At 70.9% G+C, this 17317-nt stretch carries 8 protein-coding genes and 2 pseudogenes; 5 read left to right on the top strand and 5 right to left on the bottom strand.

The window, feature by feature from the left end; all coding sequences use genetic code 11:
• Nucleotides 1-15: 15 nt before the first annotated feature.
• Together SM447_RS09360 and SM447_RS09355 are read left to right on the top strand one after the other, a co-directional pair.
• A complete protein-coding gene (locus SM447_RS09360; protein WP_474572338.1) occupies nucleotides 16-327 on the top strand; it encodes a CU044_2847 family protein in 312 nt (103 codons plus the stop codon).
• A complete protein-coding gene (locus tag SM447_RS09355) occupies nucleotides 324-5357 on the top strand; it encodes a trypsin-like peptidase domain-containing protein (protein WP_474572337.1) in 5034 nt (1677 codons plus the stop codon). Before SM447_RS09360 ends, SM447_RS09355 begins: the two co-directional genes overlap by 4 nt.
• On the opposite strand, the pseudogene SM447_RS09350 reads toward SM447_RS09355, so the two are convergent.
• Nucleotides 5354-5532 (bottom strand): annotated as a pseudogene (locus SM447_RS09350) (LysR family transcriptional regulator); the annotation flags it as partial. The gene SM447_RS09355 and the pseudogene SM447_RS09350 sit on opposite strands and share 4 nt — an antisense overlap.
• Before the next feature lie 21 nt (nucleotides 5533-5553).
• On the opposite strand from SM447_RS09350, the pseudogene SM447_RS09345 reads away from it, so the two are divergent.
• Nucleotides 5554-5838: pseudogene (locus tag SM447_RS09345) on the top strand (MFS transporter); the annotation flags it as partial.
• Nucleotides 5839-6349: 511 nt separating this feature from the next.
• Here the strand turns inward: SM447_RS09345 and SM447_RS09340 are convergent.
• Entirely contained in the window at nucleotides 6350-6943 is a 594-nt protein-coding gene (locus SM447_RS09340; RefSeq protein ID WP_474572336.1) for a DUF3885 domain-containing protein, read from the bottom strand.
• A gap of 890 nt (nucleotides 6944-7833) precedes the next feature.
• Between SM447_RS09340 and SM447_RS09335 the strand changes: the two genes are divergently transcribed.
• Nucleotides 7834-8760, top strand: a complete 927-nt coding sequence (locus SM447_RS09335; RefSeq protein ID WP_474572335.1) for a class I SAM-dependent methyltransferase — start codon at nucleotides 7834-7836, stop codon at nucleotides 8758-8760.
• A gap of 288 nt (nucleotides 8761-9048) precedes the next feature.
• Here the strand turns inward: SM447_RS09335 and SM447_RS09330 are convergent, their stop codons facing one another.
• The gene (locus tag SM447_RS09330; RefSeq protein ID WP_474572334.1) at nucleotides 9049-10974 is read right to left on the bottom strand and encodes a serine hydrolase; all 1926 of its coding nucleotides are present in this window, start codon (nucleotides 10972-10974) and stop codon (nucleotides 9049-9051) included.
• Between the two features lie 518 nt (nucleotides 10975-11492).
• On the opposite strand from SM447_RS09330, the gene SM447_RS09325 reads away from it, so the two are divergent.
• The gene (locus tag SM447_RS09325; RefSeq protein ID WP_474572333.1) at nucleotides 11493-14033 is read left to right on the top strand and encodes an ATP-binding protein; all 2541 of its coding nucleotides are present in this window, start codon (nucleotides 11493-11495) and stop codon (nucleotides 14031-14033) included.
• Between the two features lie 287 nt (nucleotides 14034-14320).
• Here SM447_RS09325 and SM447_RS09320 read toward each other — a convergent pair whose 3' ends face one another.
• Nucleotides 14321-15661: a hypothetical protein gene (locus SM447_RS09320; protein ID WP_474572332.1), complete on the bottom strand. Its 1341-nt coding sequence runs from the start codon at nucleotides 15659-15661 to the stop codon at nucleotides 14321-14323.
• A gap of 172 nt (nucleotides 15662-15833) precedes the next feature.
• A complete protein-coding gene (locus SM447_RS09315) occupies nucleotides 15834-17183 on the bottom strand; it encodes a hypothetical protein (protein ID WP_474572331.1) in 1350 nt (449 codons plus the stop codon).
• Between the last annotated feature and the right edge of the window lie 134 nt (nucleotides 17184-17317).

Here is a 17317-nt window from a genome sequence, read left to right as displayed (position 1 = left end):
CGAGGGGTGCGCGCGTTGTCGAAGTCGGCCGTTCCGGAAAACGTGTTCGTGCAGGTCGTCGAGACCGACGCTGGGCGGGAGATCGCCTGGGGCGCGAACGTCACCGAACGGCTCCGGGACCGGCTCGACGAGCTGCGGGCCGCCGTCGTGGCCGGCGCGCAGGTGGTGAACGCCGACCTCGACCAGCTGCCCGAACGACCCAACTGGCGGGTGAGCGAGCTCTCCGCGACGTTCGGCGTCACGGTCACCGCCGACGCGGGAGTCCTGCTGTCGCGGGCCGGTGCCGAGGCGACCTTCGAGGTGACGGTCACCTTCAGCCGGACATGAGTGACGGGCGCGTCCTCGCCGGGGCGAAGGTGCGGGGCTGCGGCTTCCTCCTGACCGGGCGGACGGTCCTCACCGCCGCGCACGTGGTCCGGGATCGGCGGGTGGACGAGCTCGCGTTCGTCACGGAGACCGGCCACCGGCACGGCGTGGCGGCCGTCCGGTCGGCGCCGGAGATCGACGCGGCCGTACTGACCCTGGCCGAGCCGGCACCGGACCCGCCGCTACCGCTCGGCCGGCCTGCGGCATCCGGCACCGCCTGGCGGGTGACCGCGCGTCCGGAACCCGCGTCCGTCCAGCTGACCGGCACCGTGTCCGCGGTCGGCCACCGGGTGGTGAACGCCCGGGGGCACGAGCTGGGCGTGCTGCAACTGGCGGTGGCGGAGGAACTGGGGGAGTACCAGGGCTACTCGGGCGCGGCCGTCACGGTGGACGGCGCGGTGGTGGCGGTGCTGGTCGAGCAGGTCCGCGAGCGCACCACCGCACCCGGGGCCCGGCGGGCGAGCAACGTGCTCTACGCGGTGCCGGTCGGAGACGTCCTCAACCACCTCGGGCTCGACCGCCCGGTCCCGGTGCCGGCCGGCTGGCGCGAGGACCTGCGGCGGCTGCTCGACGAACTGGCCGAGGACCCCGACCTGCCGGACGAGCTGAGCCGCCCGGAGACCGTCGCCGTGCAGGCGTACGCCCTGCTGGCCGACGCGGCCGCCTGCGGCCACGCGAGCGACCCGGGACGGCTGGCCGACCGGATCCGGCGGCAGGCGCGCCGTTGCTCCGCCGACGAGCCGGTGTACCGGCTGGCCGCGCCCGCTCCGCTCACCGCCGGCTCGCTCCGGTCGATGCTCGACCGGCTGGCCCGGGTACACGCGGCGGCGGCCGCGTTGCCGGCTCACGTCCGGCGCCCCCGGTACCGGATCGATGCTCCGGGGACGCTCCTCGCCGATCCGGTGGCCGAGATCGACCGGTGGCTGGCGGCGCGGGTCGCCGACACCGGCGACGACGACCGGTACGACGTCGAGGAGACCGTGCGCGGAATGCGCGACCGCCTCGACCCGCCGGTGTTCGACCGGGACCCGGCCGGCGAGCTGATCGCCCTGCTCAACAACGACGGTTGGGAGGCGCCGGCACGGACCGCGGAGCGGCTGGTGCGGGAGATCGTCACCCGGGGCGCCGACGCCGCCGACCTGGAGGTCGGGCTGGCGCGGATCCTCACTCGCGGCACACCGTCGGAGGTGACCGTGCTGACGGCGGCGCACCGCCAGCCGGCCACGGTGACCCGGGACGACCACGGCTACCTGGTCAACCGGCAGCCGACCCTGTACCACCTGGAGCACGGGTACTTCGCCGCCACCGACGTCCTCGACGAGTTCGAGCGGGCGTACTGGTCGTGGTACGAGCAGGCGGTGGTGGAGTCGGCGCGCGGGGGCCGGGCCGTCGTGCCGATGTTCTGGATCACCGGGCCGTCCGGGGCGGGCAAGAGCGTCCTGCTGCTGCAACTCCTGGCGCGGCTCAACACCCGGGCCGGGGTCTCGGTGCTGCTCCCACCCGCCGGCACGCGACTGAGCCGGGCCACCCGGTGGGCCGGCGAGCTGGGTCCGGCGCGGCACGTCGTCGTCGGCGTCGACGACCCGCTGTCCTGGACCGAGGACGACGGGCGGGCGGCGTGGCCGGAGGTGTTCCAGGCTCTCGCCCACCGGCGGCAGACCGGATCCACGCGGGAACTCCCGGTCTTCGTCTGCTGCGCCCCCACCGAACACCGGGGCGAGTTCGTGGCCGAGTACCGCCGGCAGGTGCTCGTCGGCGGGATGGCGCTGGACCCGTACCGGCCGGAGTTCACCGAGCAGCTGCGTCGCTGGTACACCGCCCGTACCGGGATGGCACCGCCACCGGTGCCGCCGCGGGGTGTGCCGCTGCCGGCCCAGCTGTTCCTCGAGTGGCGCAGCGGGGAGGGCATCGAGGAGTACGCCGAGCGGTTCCAGCGCCGCATCACCGGCCAGGGGCTGCCCGAACTCGCCGACTTCTTCGCCCACCTGCTCGCCGTCAACCGGCTCTACGTGGGCTACCCGCAGGAGGCCGTCGACGCGTTGGCGGAGGAGACCCGGCAGGCGTTCGCCGCCTACCGGGAGGACATGCACGTCCAGCTCTCCGGCGAGGACGGCCGGCCCGGCTACTGGTTCGCCCATCCCCACGTCGCCGACCTGATGTACGAGGTGTGGTTCCCACCCGGCCGGCGGGACGCGGAGCGCACCGCGCACCTGCGGGACGCGCTGCTCGAGGTGCTCGCGGCAGTACCCCGGGGCTGGGCCGCCGTGCCGCTGCTGCGCCGGCTGCGCGCCGCGGCGGGTGGCGGGTCGGGGGAGCGCGACGCGATCGCCGCCGTCCGGGCCCGGGAGGCAGCGGTGCGGTCGGCGCTGGCGGAGGTGGTCGACCGGCTCGGTCCCGGGCTCACTGACCTCGCCAGCCCGGTGCTGGCGGAGTGGATCCGCATCGAGCACCAGGTGTGGCCGTCCCGCTCCGACCGGCGTCCCCGGGAGTGCGCCATCGCCCGGCTCGCCGGGCCGCCGGACCGGGGCATGGACGAGCTGCTGCGGGCACTGGTCGACCTCGACAACCCGGGCGTCGACGCCGAGGTGTGGGCGTACCTGCAACGGCACCTGGAGTGGGAGGGCTGGCTGACGGTCGCGGGCCCGCTCGTCCGGCGTCAGGCGCGCTCCCGCAACGTCGACCTGCTCGCCCCCGTCGTCGAGTCCACCCTGGCGCGGCAGCCCGCGGCGGCCATGCTGCTCGCGGAGGCGCTGGAGACCGCCGCCGACAACGGCTCACTGGTCCGGCTCGCGCATCGGGTGGTCACCGGCGAGCTCACCGTCGACGCGCCGCTGGCCCCGGTGGTCGCGGCCCTGTACCGGCGCGACCGCAACCGGATGCGGGGGCGGGGCCCGCTCGCCGCGCCGATCCACCGGGGGCTGGTCCGGGACTGGTTGTTGGCCGACCCCTGCCCCGAGCACCGGGTGGTCTACGAGGAGGTCCCCGCCGGGCCGGTGCCGCCGATGTTGCGGCCCGCCCTGGAGGCGTGGGTCCGGGCCTTCCCGGCCGAACGCCTCGCGGGTGTCGCCCTCGCGCAGTGGCTGGACTGGTCGTGGCTGGACGACGAGGGCCGGCGTGACCTTTTGCACGCCCACTTGGAGCGGTGCGACGACGTGGACCCCCGCCTGGCCGGGAAGGTGCGCCACCTGCTGTCGCACGACGGTCGGGGCTGGGCGCGGCTGTTCACGCTGCTGCCCGAGACCTGGGTGCGGGACCCGCAGGTGCGGGCCGCGGCGTTGACCTGGCTGCGGGGGCAGCGACCGCCAGCGGCGTGGCACTGGGTGTACACCCACCTGTGCCGCAGCACCGGCGAGCCGGACGACGAACTGCGCCGGCTCGGCGCGGGCCACCTGGCTCGGTGCGGGGAGGAGCACAGTTGCGTCTACACGCACTACTGGCTGCTCCAGGTCACGGCGGCACCGGGGCGCCCGGGCGCGGCGCGCGACACGTTTCGATGGCTGCGGGACCGGACGGGCCTGACTGCGGCCTGGCGGCTGCTGGCGGGCCAGATCTTGCGTGCGGTGCCACCCGACGACGCCGACGAGGTCGTCGACGTCTTCGTGACCTGGGTTTGGGACCACCCTGACGACGGGGCGGCCGGGCAGGTGCTCTCCGCCAGCCTGGCGGCGGAGACGTCTCCGGCCGTGCGGCGGCGACTGCTGGAATGCGTCGAGGAGTGGCTGTCGGCACCGCGACCGGGCTGGGCCCGCACCTACGCGGACGCCCGGCCGTTGCTCGGCGCCGACCGGAGCAGCGCGCTCGCGCTGTCCTGGCTGCTGCGATCGGCCGACGACCGGGGCTGGCTCCGGGTGTTCTTCGCGACCGTCGACCAGCTCGACGTGGCGCAGCTGACCACGGTGGTCCGCGCCTGGTTCGCCACGGCGGGGTCGACCGCCTTCGCGGCGGGTCCGCTGTGGCGGGTCGCTGTCGAGGAGGGGCCGTGCGCCGCGCTGGTCCGCGACCCGTCGTTCCGCGCGGTGGCGGTCGGCTGGCTGGCCCGTGGTGGCGGCACCGCCGCGTGGCGCCCGATCACCCTCAGCCTGGTCGCCGCCGACCCCGCCGACCCCGAACCGCTGCGCGCGGTCCTGACCGGCGGGATCCCGTTGCACAGCGTGTACGGCTTCGCCGACGACCTGGAGGAGCTGCTGCGGACCCGACCCGACGAGGCCGGACCGATGCGCCGGCTGCTGGCCGCCGTCGACGCCACCCCGGCGTGGCGGGTCGTGTGGCGCAGGCTGCTGTCGGTCGCCCCGGATGACCACGGCTGGCAGGTGTCCCTGGCGTTGCTGTCGGACGAGACACCCGACGCGTTCGCACCGCTGTGGGTCCGACTGTGGGACGCGTATCCGGACGACGAGCGGCGGGCCGTGTTGCGGGACCTCGCCGAGCGGCAACTCGCCGGCCAGCCGGTCGAGGAGCCGGGGTGGCGTAACGTCCGCCGCAGGCTCATCGACGGCACCGGTGATGGCGCCCCGGACACCCCACCGGAGTCGGTCGTCGGCGTCGGCACGGCCCTGCCGTTCCTGCCGGCTCCCCGCGCGGGGGACGGGACGCCCGCGCCGTGGCAGTGCCGGCTGGAGTGCCCCCACTGCGGTGTGCCGTTCGACGTCACCAGCGGCGACGGCGTCCGGCAGGCCCGGTGGACCTGCCTGCGGTGCGATCACGACCTGACCATCGACACGGCGACGTTGGTGATGACCGCGCGGCCGATGACGCGGACCGCCGCGAAGCCGGTGTCCGTCTTGAGCCGGGCGCCCCGGTTTCGGCCGCGGGTCCACTGCGACCGGTGCGGGCGGGAGATCGCCGCGAATGTGCCCACCCCGGACGGCGGACACGTCGCCGTGGACCGCGAGTGCTGGCTGCTCCACGAGGTGACGGCCGCCGACGTGACGGACTTCGTCGAGTACGCCCGGTACGTCGAGGCGGGCCGGACCGCCGAGGAGTCCGACTAGGGCCTGTCCTGTGAATCCTGCCGGCGCGCTCAGGATCCGCGCGGTCAGGGCAGGCACCACCTGTGCCAGGCGGGATGGTTGCGGGGGCCTGGTCACCAGCGAGAGCGTGACCTTCCCCCGGCACCGGGGAGGGCAGCAGGCGGTCGGCGGGGTCGTCCCACCAGCGGGCCGCGACCCCGGTCAACAGGCCCGAGATTGCGAGACCGCCCTGGCCGCGATCGCCTTCCTGATCGTCCCCGCCCGCAGAACGACACACCACGAAGACCAGAGCGGCGTTCAGGGCGAGGCCACGCCGGGACGGCCAGTCTCTGCTCTGGCCGTGCTACGTTCCCGCCCGCAGGTCGCCGCCGGTGTGCTCATGGCTGGGGTCGGCGGGGTGTGCTGGTTCGGGTTCAGCCTGGGCCTGGCCGTCCTCGGGGTCGAGCACGACATGCCCGGCGCACTCATCGCCGCGGGCATGAGCGGGTACGGGGCCGCATCCGCGATCACCACCGCACGCACACTGAACGCGGAGCAGCTCACCCAGGTCCTCACCGGCATGTGCACCCTCGCTCTGGCCAGCGTGACGGCAAAGGGTGAGCCGCGGATCAGCGGTGTCGACGGGCACTTTCTGCGAGGCAAGTGGTACTTCGGCACGGCGCGCGACGCCGCCAAGGCGCGCCATCTCGCGGCGCGACCCGCCGTCAGCGCCGCACATATGCGCGGTGAGGACCTCGGCGTCTTCACGCACGGCAAGGTGGAGATCCTCAACCCCCGCAACGGCGACCAGGCCACGGACTGGCCGGACGTGCTCGCGTACTTGAAGGACTTCTACGGCGACGACCTCTTCGACTGGGACAACGACGTGGTCTATTACCGGCTGCATCCGCACTGGATGACCGTCTATGCCCCAGACATCGCAAAGCTCACCGCGGCGTCCGAGCCCTGATCCACGCACAGGCCCAACCGATGCGCGTTCAAGACCCGCGTCGTCAGAGGTCGCACGACGGGTCCTACAGACCTAGTGGGTGTGCGGAGAGCCAGTGGTGGTGGCGGCTTCGCAGGGCGTCGCGGTCAGCGGTGGTGGGCAGGACGACGTCCATGCCCCCGTCGTATGGGTGATAGAGCCAGCGCAGATCGACGTCGCAAACAAGGACGTTGCCGATGACATCGTCGGCTACGTGACGTAGGAGCGGGTCGAGGCAGCCGGGCGACCAGGTTGTTTCGCTGGCATAGAGATGCATCCAGCTTTCGAAGCCCGGCTCGTCATCGATGCAGGTGCTCGTCCAATACACTCCGGACGGGTGTGCCTCGATGGTTTCGGCTGACCGGCCGGGTTTCTGCGGGTCGGGCTGGTCTGAATAGCCAACGGTAATCACCAGCACAGCGGGGCCGGTCACCAACTCCGCCACGACGGTGTTGTGCCGAGCCAGCACGATGCCGTACTCGACCTCGGTGTCGGGGTAACGCTTCGAGCCTGGCAAGGCGTGGAACCGCACCCACCGGTCCCGGATCTCCCGCACTTCATAGGGCAGCCTCGAGCATCCCGGCCACCGTTGCTCCCACAACGTCGACAGCCGGGTCGGATCGATCACGACGTCGATCATCGGCCAGGACCCGACATCCAGCAATATGACAAGCGCTCATGCCGCCGACCATGCGCGCTGTCTCAGCACGCCGGTCACGCTGAGTACCCGTCAGTCTCGGCGCTGTTGCTTCGGAGAGCGCCGAAGCGACGCGCCAGGACGCGAGCCGACTACCGGAGATCGGGGAGCAATGTGGGAGCAGCCGGGTGCGCTGAACGGCCCTGAACCGCGCCCAACGGCGTCGAACGACACTCAACTGCACCCACCACGACCTGCGGGTTCTCGTTTCTGCAGGTCAGAGCCGGTGCAGCGTCCCGCTTCACACGGAGTGCTCCACGATTTTTGGACGGCAGTCGATAGCGTTCTATGTCTCCTGGTAGGGGAGTATGCGCAGGTCGCGGCGGTAAGGAGCTGTTGGATCGGCTGGCCTTGCAGGTGGGAGCAGATTGGGTGCAGGTTGGCGAAGTGGTCACCGTGCCCGAAGTGTTCACCGACTCTGGACAGAGTCGGGGGCTCTGACCTGCGGCGATGTGGGCCATCGGCCTGGCGTGACCTCCCAGAGAACACCGAAGTGGTCAGGGTTCGCTGCTCCCGTCTGAACGGCGCCGGCTGTGGTCCCGGCCCTACTGGCGCCATTCACGAGGGCGGTGTTCCATCGATGTACGGCTCTGGGTGCCGTCGTGGTGGCGTCGGTATGGATCCCGGGAGCTGAGACTCGAATCCCACCGCCAATCTTCTGAGCAGGGCTTCCTGCTCGGTGACCTCTTCGGCGGCCCGAAGGCGTCGACCTTCGAAGGTTCAGGTCATCACCCTGGGATGCACGCTCGCTCATGCCGATGTGGGTACACGTGATCTTGATGGCAGGGCCGAATTGGGTAGTCCGATCCGCACGTCGTCGCTACGGTCGCGTGGTGGCCTACCAGCATCCGCTCGCTTACACCTTGGGGCTCGAGGGCGTGTCGTTGCTGCGTGCCTTCGCCGGCGACTACGACCAGGACTTCGTCGAAGCGCGGATCAGCGAGGTCCGGCGCCTTCTGGACAGCCCTGCACTGGACGGTGCCGGAGTCACCGCGGCGCAGGTCGACACCCTGAACGGCTACAAAGTGTGGTCCGCGACCTATGATCAGCCAGGTAATGGGTTGTTCGCTGTCGAAGAACCCATCGTGCACGAGATCCTCGGCGCTCTGCCTCTGGGCGTGGCCTTGGACGCGGCTTGCGGCACCGGCAGGTACACCGGGTACCTGGCCGAGCAGGGCCACCACGTCATCGGCGTCGACAGTTCCCCGGACATGCTCGCTCACGCTCGTATCCGCGTTCCGAACGCGGAATTGCGGCAGGGCGACCTGCGCGATCTCCCCCTGCCCAACGACCATGTAGACGTCGTCGTGTGTGCTCTGGCGCTGACTCACCTTCCGGATGTCGGGCCGGCGATCACCGAGTTTGCCCGAGTCCTGCGTCCTGGCGGCCATCTGGTGATCACGGACGTGCACCAGGAACTCGTGGCGTTGGGCTCAGTGCCGCGCGTTCGTACTGCCGACGGTGATCCTGGGCTACTTCCGGCTTTCCGACATCGGGCTAGTGACTATCTCCGCGTCGCCTTGCCGTTGGGCCTGCAGGTACGGCGTTGCGAGGAACCTCGGATGTTCGGCGATGCCAGCGGGAACATGCCCGCGGAAATCGTGACGGGACCGTGGGACGCATGGCCTTGGTCGCTGCTGGGCATCGTCCCGGCGGCATTCGGCGCCGCCTGGGACGGAACACCGAGTCAGATTATTTGGCACTTCCAACTGGCGACAAGCGCAACCACGGCTGCTGCCCCTCCTTCCACTATGCGCTGAGCTGACGGCCGGCAGGCGGCGTAGGGCGAGTCGGGCGGTCTCGACGGCGAGGTCGAGGTCGTCGGCGGCGTGGTGGGCGAGGCTGCTGCGGGCGGCGACGAGGGCACGCACGGTGGGGCGGTCCTGTGGACTCCTGGGCGGCGGCCTCGTGAATCCCGTACCCTCCCCCGCCGGGGAGCGGCCGCGTTCACCATCGCGACAATGACCCGTGGGGCGCCCGCGACGCGGCGCGCCCCACCGATTACAGCAGCGGTGTCGTGTTGCGGTTGTCGAGGTTGGACCCTGCGGCTACCAGGTGAGCAGGGCGGATCGGATCTCGGCGCGGAACAGTTCGGCGTTGATCGTCGTCACGGCGTTGTCCAGCGACACCGTCGAGCAGGTGTTGCAGACGTACTGGTTGTCCACGAACGTGCCGTACACGAAGACCCGCTCGCCCACGACGCCGCCCGACTTGACCGGGAGGGCCATCCTGCCCGCATTGGTGCGGACGTAGACCCAGCCGTTCGAGCAACCGACCTGGGAGCACGGCACGTTGTAGCTGCCGCCTTTGAAGTGGTTACGCATGAGGGCGATGAACTGGGCGGCCACGGCGCCCTTGCCCTGCGCGTTGGCCTCCGCCGTCACGATCGCCGCCAGCGGGCTACCGCCACCCACGCCGGTGTTCATCGGCTGGTAGAACTCGGTGCGGAACTGCCCGGTGCCGAGCAGGGTGCCGTCCTCCACCCCTTCGTAGAGCCGGCCCATGTCGACGAGGGTGGTGAAGTTGCGCTTCCCGCCGAGGTACGCGCAGCCGGCCTGGTCCTGATTGATGGTGGTCGAGGTCATCCCGGCGGCGTTCGCCGCGTTCTGGACCGCGGCCAACCCGTATCGCAGGACGACGCCCCTGGTCGTGCGGTTGTCCGAGATGGACATCATGTTGTCCTTGCCGAAGTCGAGGGTGCTGGTGACCCGGTTGGCCACCACCTCGTCGGCCGGGATCGGGCAGGCGTCCTTCGTGTTCGCGTTGAACGGGCTGTTCGGGTAGTTGTAGTAGGTGAACGAGGAGTTGAGCGATTCGCCGTTGCGCACGCTGCGCATGACGGTGAGGTTGTGCACCGCCTTGATGGAGCTGGCCGGCTCGTACTGCAGACCGGTCCGCAAGCCGGTGCTCTGGCTGCCGCCCACCCGCTTGAGGTAGTAGCCGAAGTCGGCGGTGGGCAGCCCGTCGGCGTCGGTGTACGCGGGCGAGATCAGGTCGGAAAGCCGCCGGGTCTCCGCGCTCACATTATCGATCATGAGGGCGTCGTACCGGCGCTCGCCGCCGACCAGGTACGTGTCCACGTCAAACACTCGTGCCCCGTGCTGTGCCGCGACGTCGAGCGCCTGGCTCAGCGAGGTGAGGCCGAAGTGCACCCACGCGGCCTTCTCGTCAGTGCCCGAGTTGTGCACCTGAATGAAGTTGTACGTGCCGTCGGCCTGGCGTTCCAGGTTGGTGATCCGTCCGCCGAAGTCGTTCACCTTCTGCTTCACCGAGGTGGCGCTCTGGTTGAGCCACCACTGCCAGGACTTGGCATCGGTCCCGGTGTTGGCGACGTAGATGGCGGAGTAGACCTTGGTGCCCCCGACAAGATGCGTCTCCAGGTCGATCAGACGCTTGACCGGGTCGCCGGCGTTGGGCTTGTTCGCCGCCAGGAAGTCGCTGACCGCCGCGGAGGTGACGCCGCTCGACCACCACCAGGTGCGCGCGGCGGAACCGGTGTTGGAGACCATCACCACGGCATACCGGACCTGGCCGTTGATCACGTACGGATCGATGTCGATCAGCCGGGCGGTGTGCTGGTTGATCTTCTGGCCCACCTCGGCGAAGGTGAGGCTCGGGTACCACCACCAGCCGGGCACCGCGTACGCGCCCGAGTCACGGACCATGACGACGGTGTAGGTGCCGGCAGCGGCGTCGTACACCTCGATATCGGTCAACCTGGCGTCGTGCTCGTTGATTCGGTCCGTCACGAACTGCTCGGTGACGTTGGTGTAGGACCACCATCCGGTTACCACGGACACCGACTTGTCATCGGTGAGCGCGTTGGCATCGGCGTGTGCTGGTCGATGGCCGCTCCAGACGGCGGCGACGGCGGCGACGACGAGCGCCAACAGCAGCGCGCCGAGCCGCTGAGGGCTGATGAGAACCGACGAGTTGGTGCGGCTGACGCTCAGCAGCCGATCGGCTTCTGTCATGGGGCCTCCCCTTCGGTCGCGCGGTGCCGTCACCGGCCCTCGCGCTGTCACGTGCCGGAAGTTCATGTCGTGTTCCTTTCCTCGATCTGATGGGCGGGACGATCCCGCCCATGGACGGTGGCACGCGTTTCAGCCGGGCGCGGGGCATCCTGGACGCCACTGGACGCCGCTGGACACGGGCAATCGGGACCGGAATCCCGGTGGACCCTGGTGACGGCCGGCAGCGTCGAACCGACCTGCCGGGTGCCGGCCATGACCCTCGACCCGAGCCCCGGCGGGATCACCCCCCACGATGGACGGACGGAGCGAAAGCAAGCGCTTTCCCGAAGTCTGGGTGCATTGACGGATATCGGTCGATCTGCTGCCGGTGCCCACCGGGTTGATTACGCTCCCGGACATCAGCGCCCACCGCCGGGCGGCCAGCACGCGGAGGCCGCATGTCCGACCAACGGGTACGTCCCGACGCCCGACCGGCGATCGGCCGAGTGTCTGAGGCATCCCGTTCCACGCTCGCGATCGTGCGCGAGGCCGCCGACGTGCGGACGGTGCACGATCTGGCCGGGCTGCTGCGCCAGCTCCGGCGCCGACACGCCCGGCAGCAGGGCGACACCCCATTGACGTACCGGCAGTTGGCGGCGAAGACCGGCTGGTCGCGTGGCGTCATCGGGGAGTACTTCGCGGGAAACGTGCTGCCCTCGACCGAGCGCTTCGACATCCTGACCGGCCTGCTCGGCGCCACCGGAGTCGAGCAGGGGGCGCTGGCCACCGCGCGCGACCGGGTCGAGGAAGGTCGGCGGCAGCCGAACCCGGCCGACGGGCAGGAGGAAGCCGAAGTCCCGGTGGCCCAGGCGAGCGCCCCGGCAGCAGGTGCCGTCCGGAGATCAACCGTCGTGCCGCACCAGCTACCACCGGCCCTGGCCAGCTTCGTCGGCCGTACCGCGCAACTCGCCCAACTCGACGCTGCGTGCGGCGTCGACAACGGGTCTGCCGTCCCCGGGGCAGGTGGCTCCGGTGAACCCGCCGCGACGAGCGTGGTGTTGTCCGGCACCGCCGGGGTCGGCAAGACGACCCTGGCGGTGTACTGGGCGCACCGGGTCGCCGAGCGGTACCCGGACGGACAGCTCTACGTCAACCTCCGGGGATTCGACCCCGCCGGCCCGATGACAACGCCCGCCGAAGCGGTTCGGGGGTTCCTTGAGGCCCTCGACGTGCCGCCCGAACGCATCCCCGCCCACCTGCCCGCACAGGTGGGGCTGTACCGAAGCCTTCTCGCCGGCCGGCGGATGCTGGTGGTGCTGGACAATGCCCACGACGCCGACCAGGTCCGCCCCCTGCTGCCCGGCAGCCCAGGCTGCCTGGCGTTGGTGACCAGCCGCAACCGTCTCGCCGGCCTGGTCGCCGCCGAGGGAGCCCGACCGATCACCGTGGACCTGCTCACCGTCGAGGAGGCCCGGCAGCTGCTGGCCCGACGCCTCGGTGCCGACCGGTTGACGGTCGAACCACGGGCCGTCGACGAGATGATCGAGCGGTGCGCGCGGTTGCCGCTCGCGCTGGCCGTGGTCGCCGCCCGAGGAATGGCGCACCCGGGGTTTCCCCTGGCCACCCTCGCCGCCGAACTGCGGCAGACGCGGCGCCTACGCGACGCGTTCGACGGTGGTGACGTCGGTACCGATGTGCAGGCGGTCTTCTCCTGGTCGTACCAGAGCCTCACCCCGCCCGCCGCGCGCCTGTTCCGGCTGCTCGGCTGCCACTGCGGGTCGGAGTTCGGGATACCCGCCGCCGTCAGCCTGGCTGGACTGCCCCGCGATCAGGTGCACCGGCTGCTGGCGGAGCTGGCCAACGCCCACCTCGTCACCGAACACGCGCCGGGCAGGTTCGGGACCCACGACCTGTTACGCGGGTACGCGGCCGAACTGATCGAGAGCACCGAGACACCCGAGACCCACCGCGCGGCAATCCAACGCGGCCTCGACCACTACCTGCACTCGGCACACAACGCCGCGCTGCGGTTGCAGCCCAGCTGGGATCCGATCCCGCTGGCCGCTGCCCCACCCGGGGTGGTGCCCGAGGTGATCAGCGACCACCGCCACGCGCTGGACTGGTTCACCGCCGAGCATCGCGTCCTCCTCGCGGCGGTCGCCCACGCGGCGCGTATCGGGTTCGAGGGGCACGCGTGGCGGCTGGCCCGCACCCTGGTGGACTTCCTGCAACGCCGGGGCCACTGGTTCGACCTGGTCGACGCGCAGCAGACCGCCCTGGCCGCGGCGCGGCGGGCGAACGACCCGTCCGGGCAGGCCGGCGCCCACCGCGACCTCGCCCGGGTGCTGGCCCGGACAGGCGAGCGGGAGAGGGCGGAGAGTCACTACCGCGCGGCGCTGAAGCTCTTCGGTGAGCTCGACGACTGCACCGGCCAGGCGCGTACCCATCGGGCGTTCGGCGCGATGCTGGATCGACTCGGTCGGCACACCGAGGTCCTGTACCACGCGCAACGGGCCGCGGATCTGTATCGGGCCGTCGGCCACCTGTCCGGGGAGGCCAGCGCGCAGAACGGGATCGGTTGGGCGTACGCGCAACTCGGCCAGTACGGGCCGGCGCTCGAACACTGCCGGCGGGCATTGGTACTGCTGCGTCGAACCGACGACCGGCACGGCGAGGCGAACACCTGGGACAGTCTCGGCTTCATCTACGACCGTCTCGGACGGCACCGTCGAGCGGTCCGGTGTTACCACCGGGCGCTGCGCCTGTTCGTGCAGATCGGTGACCGGTACGACGAGGCGGAAAGCCTGATCCGGCTCGGTGCCAGCCGACGCTCGTCGGGCGACCGGGCGGGTGCCGCGCACACCTGGCAGCGGGCCCTGCGCATCCTTGACGATCTCGGTCATCCCGACGCGGAGTGCGTCCGCGAGCAGCTCGTCCGCACCCGGGGCGGGCGACAGGAGCGCGCGACGAGCAGAAGACAAGCCCGATGGCTGTCGGTGCGGCGCCGAAAAATGGTGCCGAGAGATCGGCTTTCCCACCGACAGGGTTCTTGTTCGCGTACGCCCGACCGGCCTCACTGAGGTCCGGCGCCTCACCGTCGGCCGCTCTGGACCGCTTCATAAACGAGTACGGCACCGCGCGCTTGGCCACCTTCGGTCGCCTGTCCGGATTTGCTGCGACGAGTCCATCGGACGGTGGATCGGCGGTTTAGCATCGAGCGGTGGATTCGTCCCTTGACACCTTGCCGAGCGGCGGTCGATGACCGGACGATGATTGCAGCAGCCGCCGGGCGCCTGCCTGTGCTGCCTCTCTCCGCCCTCTGGTGCCCGCGCGGCCAGGTACGGATGCGGGGCGGTCGGCGCAGTCGTCAGGTGCGGGTCTGCAGCCAGGCCCGGAGCCGGTCCAGCAGGTCCCGGTCGGGCGGCGGAGGCAGGGCTCGGAGCAGTTCGTCCTCGCTCGCCGGACGCGCCGCCAGCGCCACATCCCGCAGCAGCGACCGGCCGACGGCGACGCCGCCGGTGACACCGACGTCCACATCACCCCGGCGGAGCACGTACCCGTGGCTGTCCTCGCGCCGGACGTACGTGAGCCCGGCGCCCTCGGACGTGCAGGCGGCCTGGAAGCACGGGTCCTGCCCGGCGAACGTGACGTGCAGCGCCACGCGCACACTGGCGGCGCCGCCAGTGTGGTCGGCGGGTGCGTAGCCCACGCCCCGGGGGATGCCGAGTGGCTGGGCCCGGTAACCCGGCAGGCCGACCACGAACAGGTCGGCCGGCCGTTCCTCGGTGGGCAGATCGACGGCGGTCGCCGGGCGTAGCGTGCGGGTGGCGCGGCGCAGCAGGTCGCGGTCGACGGCCAGCGAGCCGAGGACGACGACGCCGCGGTCGCCGCGGGTCACCTGGTACCCGTGCTCGACGACCCCGCGAAGATAGACCGCCCCGCCCGGTTCGGTGGCGCAGCTCTCTACCGCCGGGGCGGCATCGAGGTACGGCTGGCCGCACTCCCCTCGCGCGTCGCCGACGACCGGGCCGGCGATCACGTTGACGTGGCGCTCCGGTGGCACCGCGGCCGGGTCGGCGGGCACGAAATCCCCGGCGCCCAGTTCACCGCCGTAGGCGGGATCGACGGGGCGGTATCCGGGGACCTCGACCACGTACGCGGCCCGGCGGTCCTGGGCCGCGTACCGCAGCCGCTCGGTGACCTCGTCGGGGCCGGAACGGGCGAGCGCGACCACGCCGAGGCCCAGGAGGCCGACCAGCGTGAGCCCGGCGGCGAGCCGCGGCCGCCACCCGCGCAGCAGCAGCCCGGCGACGAGGACGTGTGGCACGCCGCCCAGGAGCAGGGTGAGTGTCCTGTCGGAGCTGACGGCGAGCCCCACCTCGTCGGTCCAGCGCCAGCCGAGCCGGGCCAGGGCCAGCCCACCGACGAGGACCAGCAGCGCCCAGAGGCCGGGACGGGCACCGAGGACCGTGACGGACGCCGTGGACCGGACAGTCAACCACAGCAGCCCCATGGCGAGGACGACCACGATCAGCAGCCCGACCAGCACCGCGCGCCAGCCGACGAAGAGCAGCACGGTCAGCGCGGGGATGGCAGTGGTCAGCAGCGCCGACCCGAGCAGCCACACCGCGCCGAGCTGCCCCAGGACACGCCACCCGGGTGCCGACGGGTCGCCCCAGGCCCCCGTGACGTCCGGCTCCGCACCCATACCGGACGTTGTAGCAGCAGTCCGCCAACGGCCGCGATGCGACGAGGACACCGGTCTCTACATCGATCGCAACTGTCGGCGACTTCGGCGACCGGGCCGGCGGTTGGCAGTCGTCCGGGACGCCTTCAACACGCTCGCAGGCGAGCGCAAGAGGTACACGGCGATGACCTCATCAAGTATCAAGAAGAGCCGGCTCGCGGTTGGTGCGTAGCGGCGCTGGTTGCCAGGACGGAATGTCGTCGTTAAGGCAGAAGGCCGGAGGCAATGTGGTGCGTGTCGGGACGAGATGGCCGCGTCTGGCGAGTTCCTCGACGGTGCCCTGGTCGAGGATCTCGACTGGGCATGCCATGCATTCACCGGCTTGGCGGCATTCCGGCTCGGCCGCCAAGAGCCGCTGGATGTGGATGAAGGCATCCTGAGGGAAGTCAGCTTGGATGAGGTACCAGTGGCCGGCCTGGTCGGCTGGGTCGAGCAACGCGACAACACCGGGCTTCATGGGTCGGTACACGCGGTCGCCGTCGTGCCGGATGGCGAAGACCTGATCAAGGAGGTCCACGGAGTCGCATGTGGGGTGGGTAGTGGTGAGCCAGGCGGCGGCTCCGGTGGGGCTGCCAGGTCCCCACAGGTACTCGGTAGGTAGTCGGGTGTTCTCGTATCGACTGTTGAAGTAGTGGAGGTCGGGATCCTCCAGGCGGGTTCCTGGGCTGAAGAACGCGCGGACGATTGCGCACTGTTCGATGTCGTCGAGACGAATCAGGCCGGCGGTGAGGTGATCGGCTGGAGCGAGGGTCATACTGCCGTTGGCGTTCCAGCCGATGAACAGCACGTCGCGCTCGGCCGGCGCGGGGTAGAGACGGCCGCCCGGCGTGGGTACTCCCCAAAGCTGGTTGATGAACTCCGCCAGGTCGTGCAAAGTCATCGCGCAGTCGACCGGAGTAAGCAGATGCGTCGACGAGGGGTGGGCGACGGAGTTGCGTAGCTTCGCGAGCAGTTGCTCGATGCGGCGATTGCGTTGCCCGCGGAGCAGTCCAGCGGCCCGGGCCCATGTGCGCAAGCCGTCGAGCATGCCGTTGAACTCGACGGTTGCTGGGCCGTGTCGCACGCGCAGCCGGTAGCCGCGGCGCGGGGAGTTTCGCTTGGCCGCTTTGTGTACGTCGTCGTACTTGCCGATGGTGATCGTATTCTCGCGGCCGTCGCGGTACACGAAGGTGCATGAGCCGTCGTGGAAATCGATGAACCTGTCCCGCAGAGCCTGCTCGATGACCAGCAGCGCGTGGTCATTGACCAGGGTGTAGATCTCGTAGCACAGCACCCCGTACGCGTGGATGTTGCGCAGTCGTTCGAAGGCATCACGCGTACCCTGCGCCACGGCGCCCGCAAGGTCGATCTGGGCAACCGTCTCCTGGTGGTAGGTGGCGGCGGACTCCGGGGTCAGGATGCGGTCTAGGCCGAGACCCAGCGGGGTGAAACGCTGGCTACGTTCGTCGGTCTCGCGCAGCTGAGCCAGGGGAATGATCTGCATGTCGGCCTGCTCTGGTCTCGGGTCGTCGATGGCCTACGCCATGCCCGGACCTCATGCCGAGCCGAACAGGATACGGCAGCCGGAGCCCAGCTGTCGCCAACTTCCGCAGCCGCTCCTTAAGCTGCTTTGGTGCA

The sequence above is a fragment of the Micromonospora aridisoli genome (genome assembly GCF_056150025.1).
The sequence above is the reverse complement of the archived record's forward strand: the minus strand, read 5'-3'. Positions and strand labels throughout refer to the sequence as shown.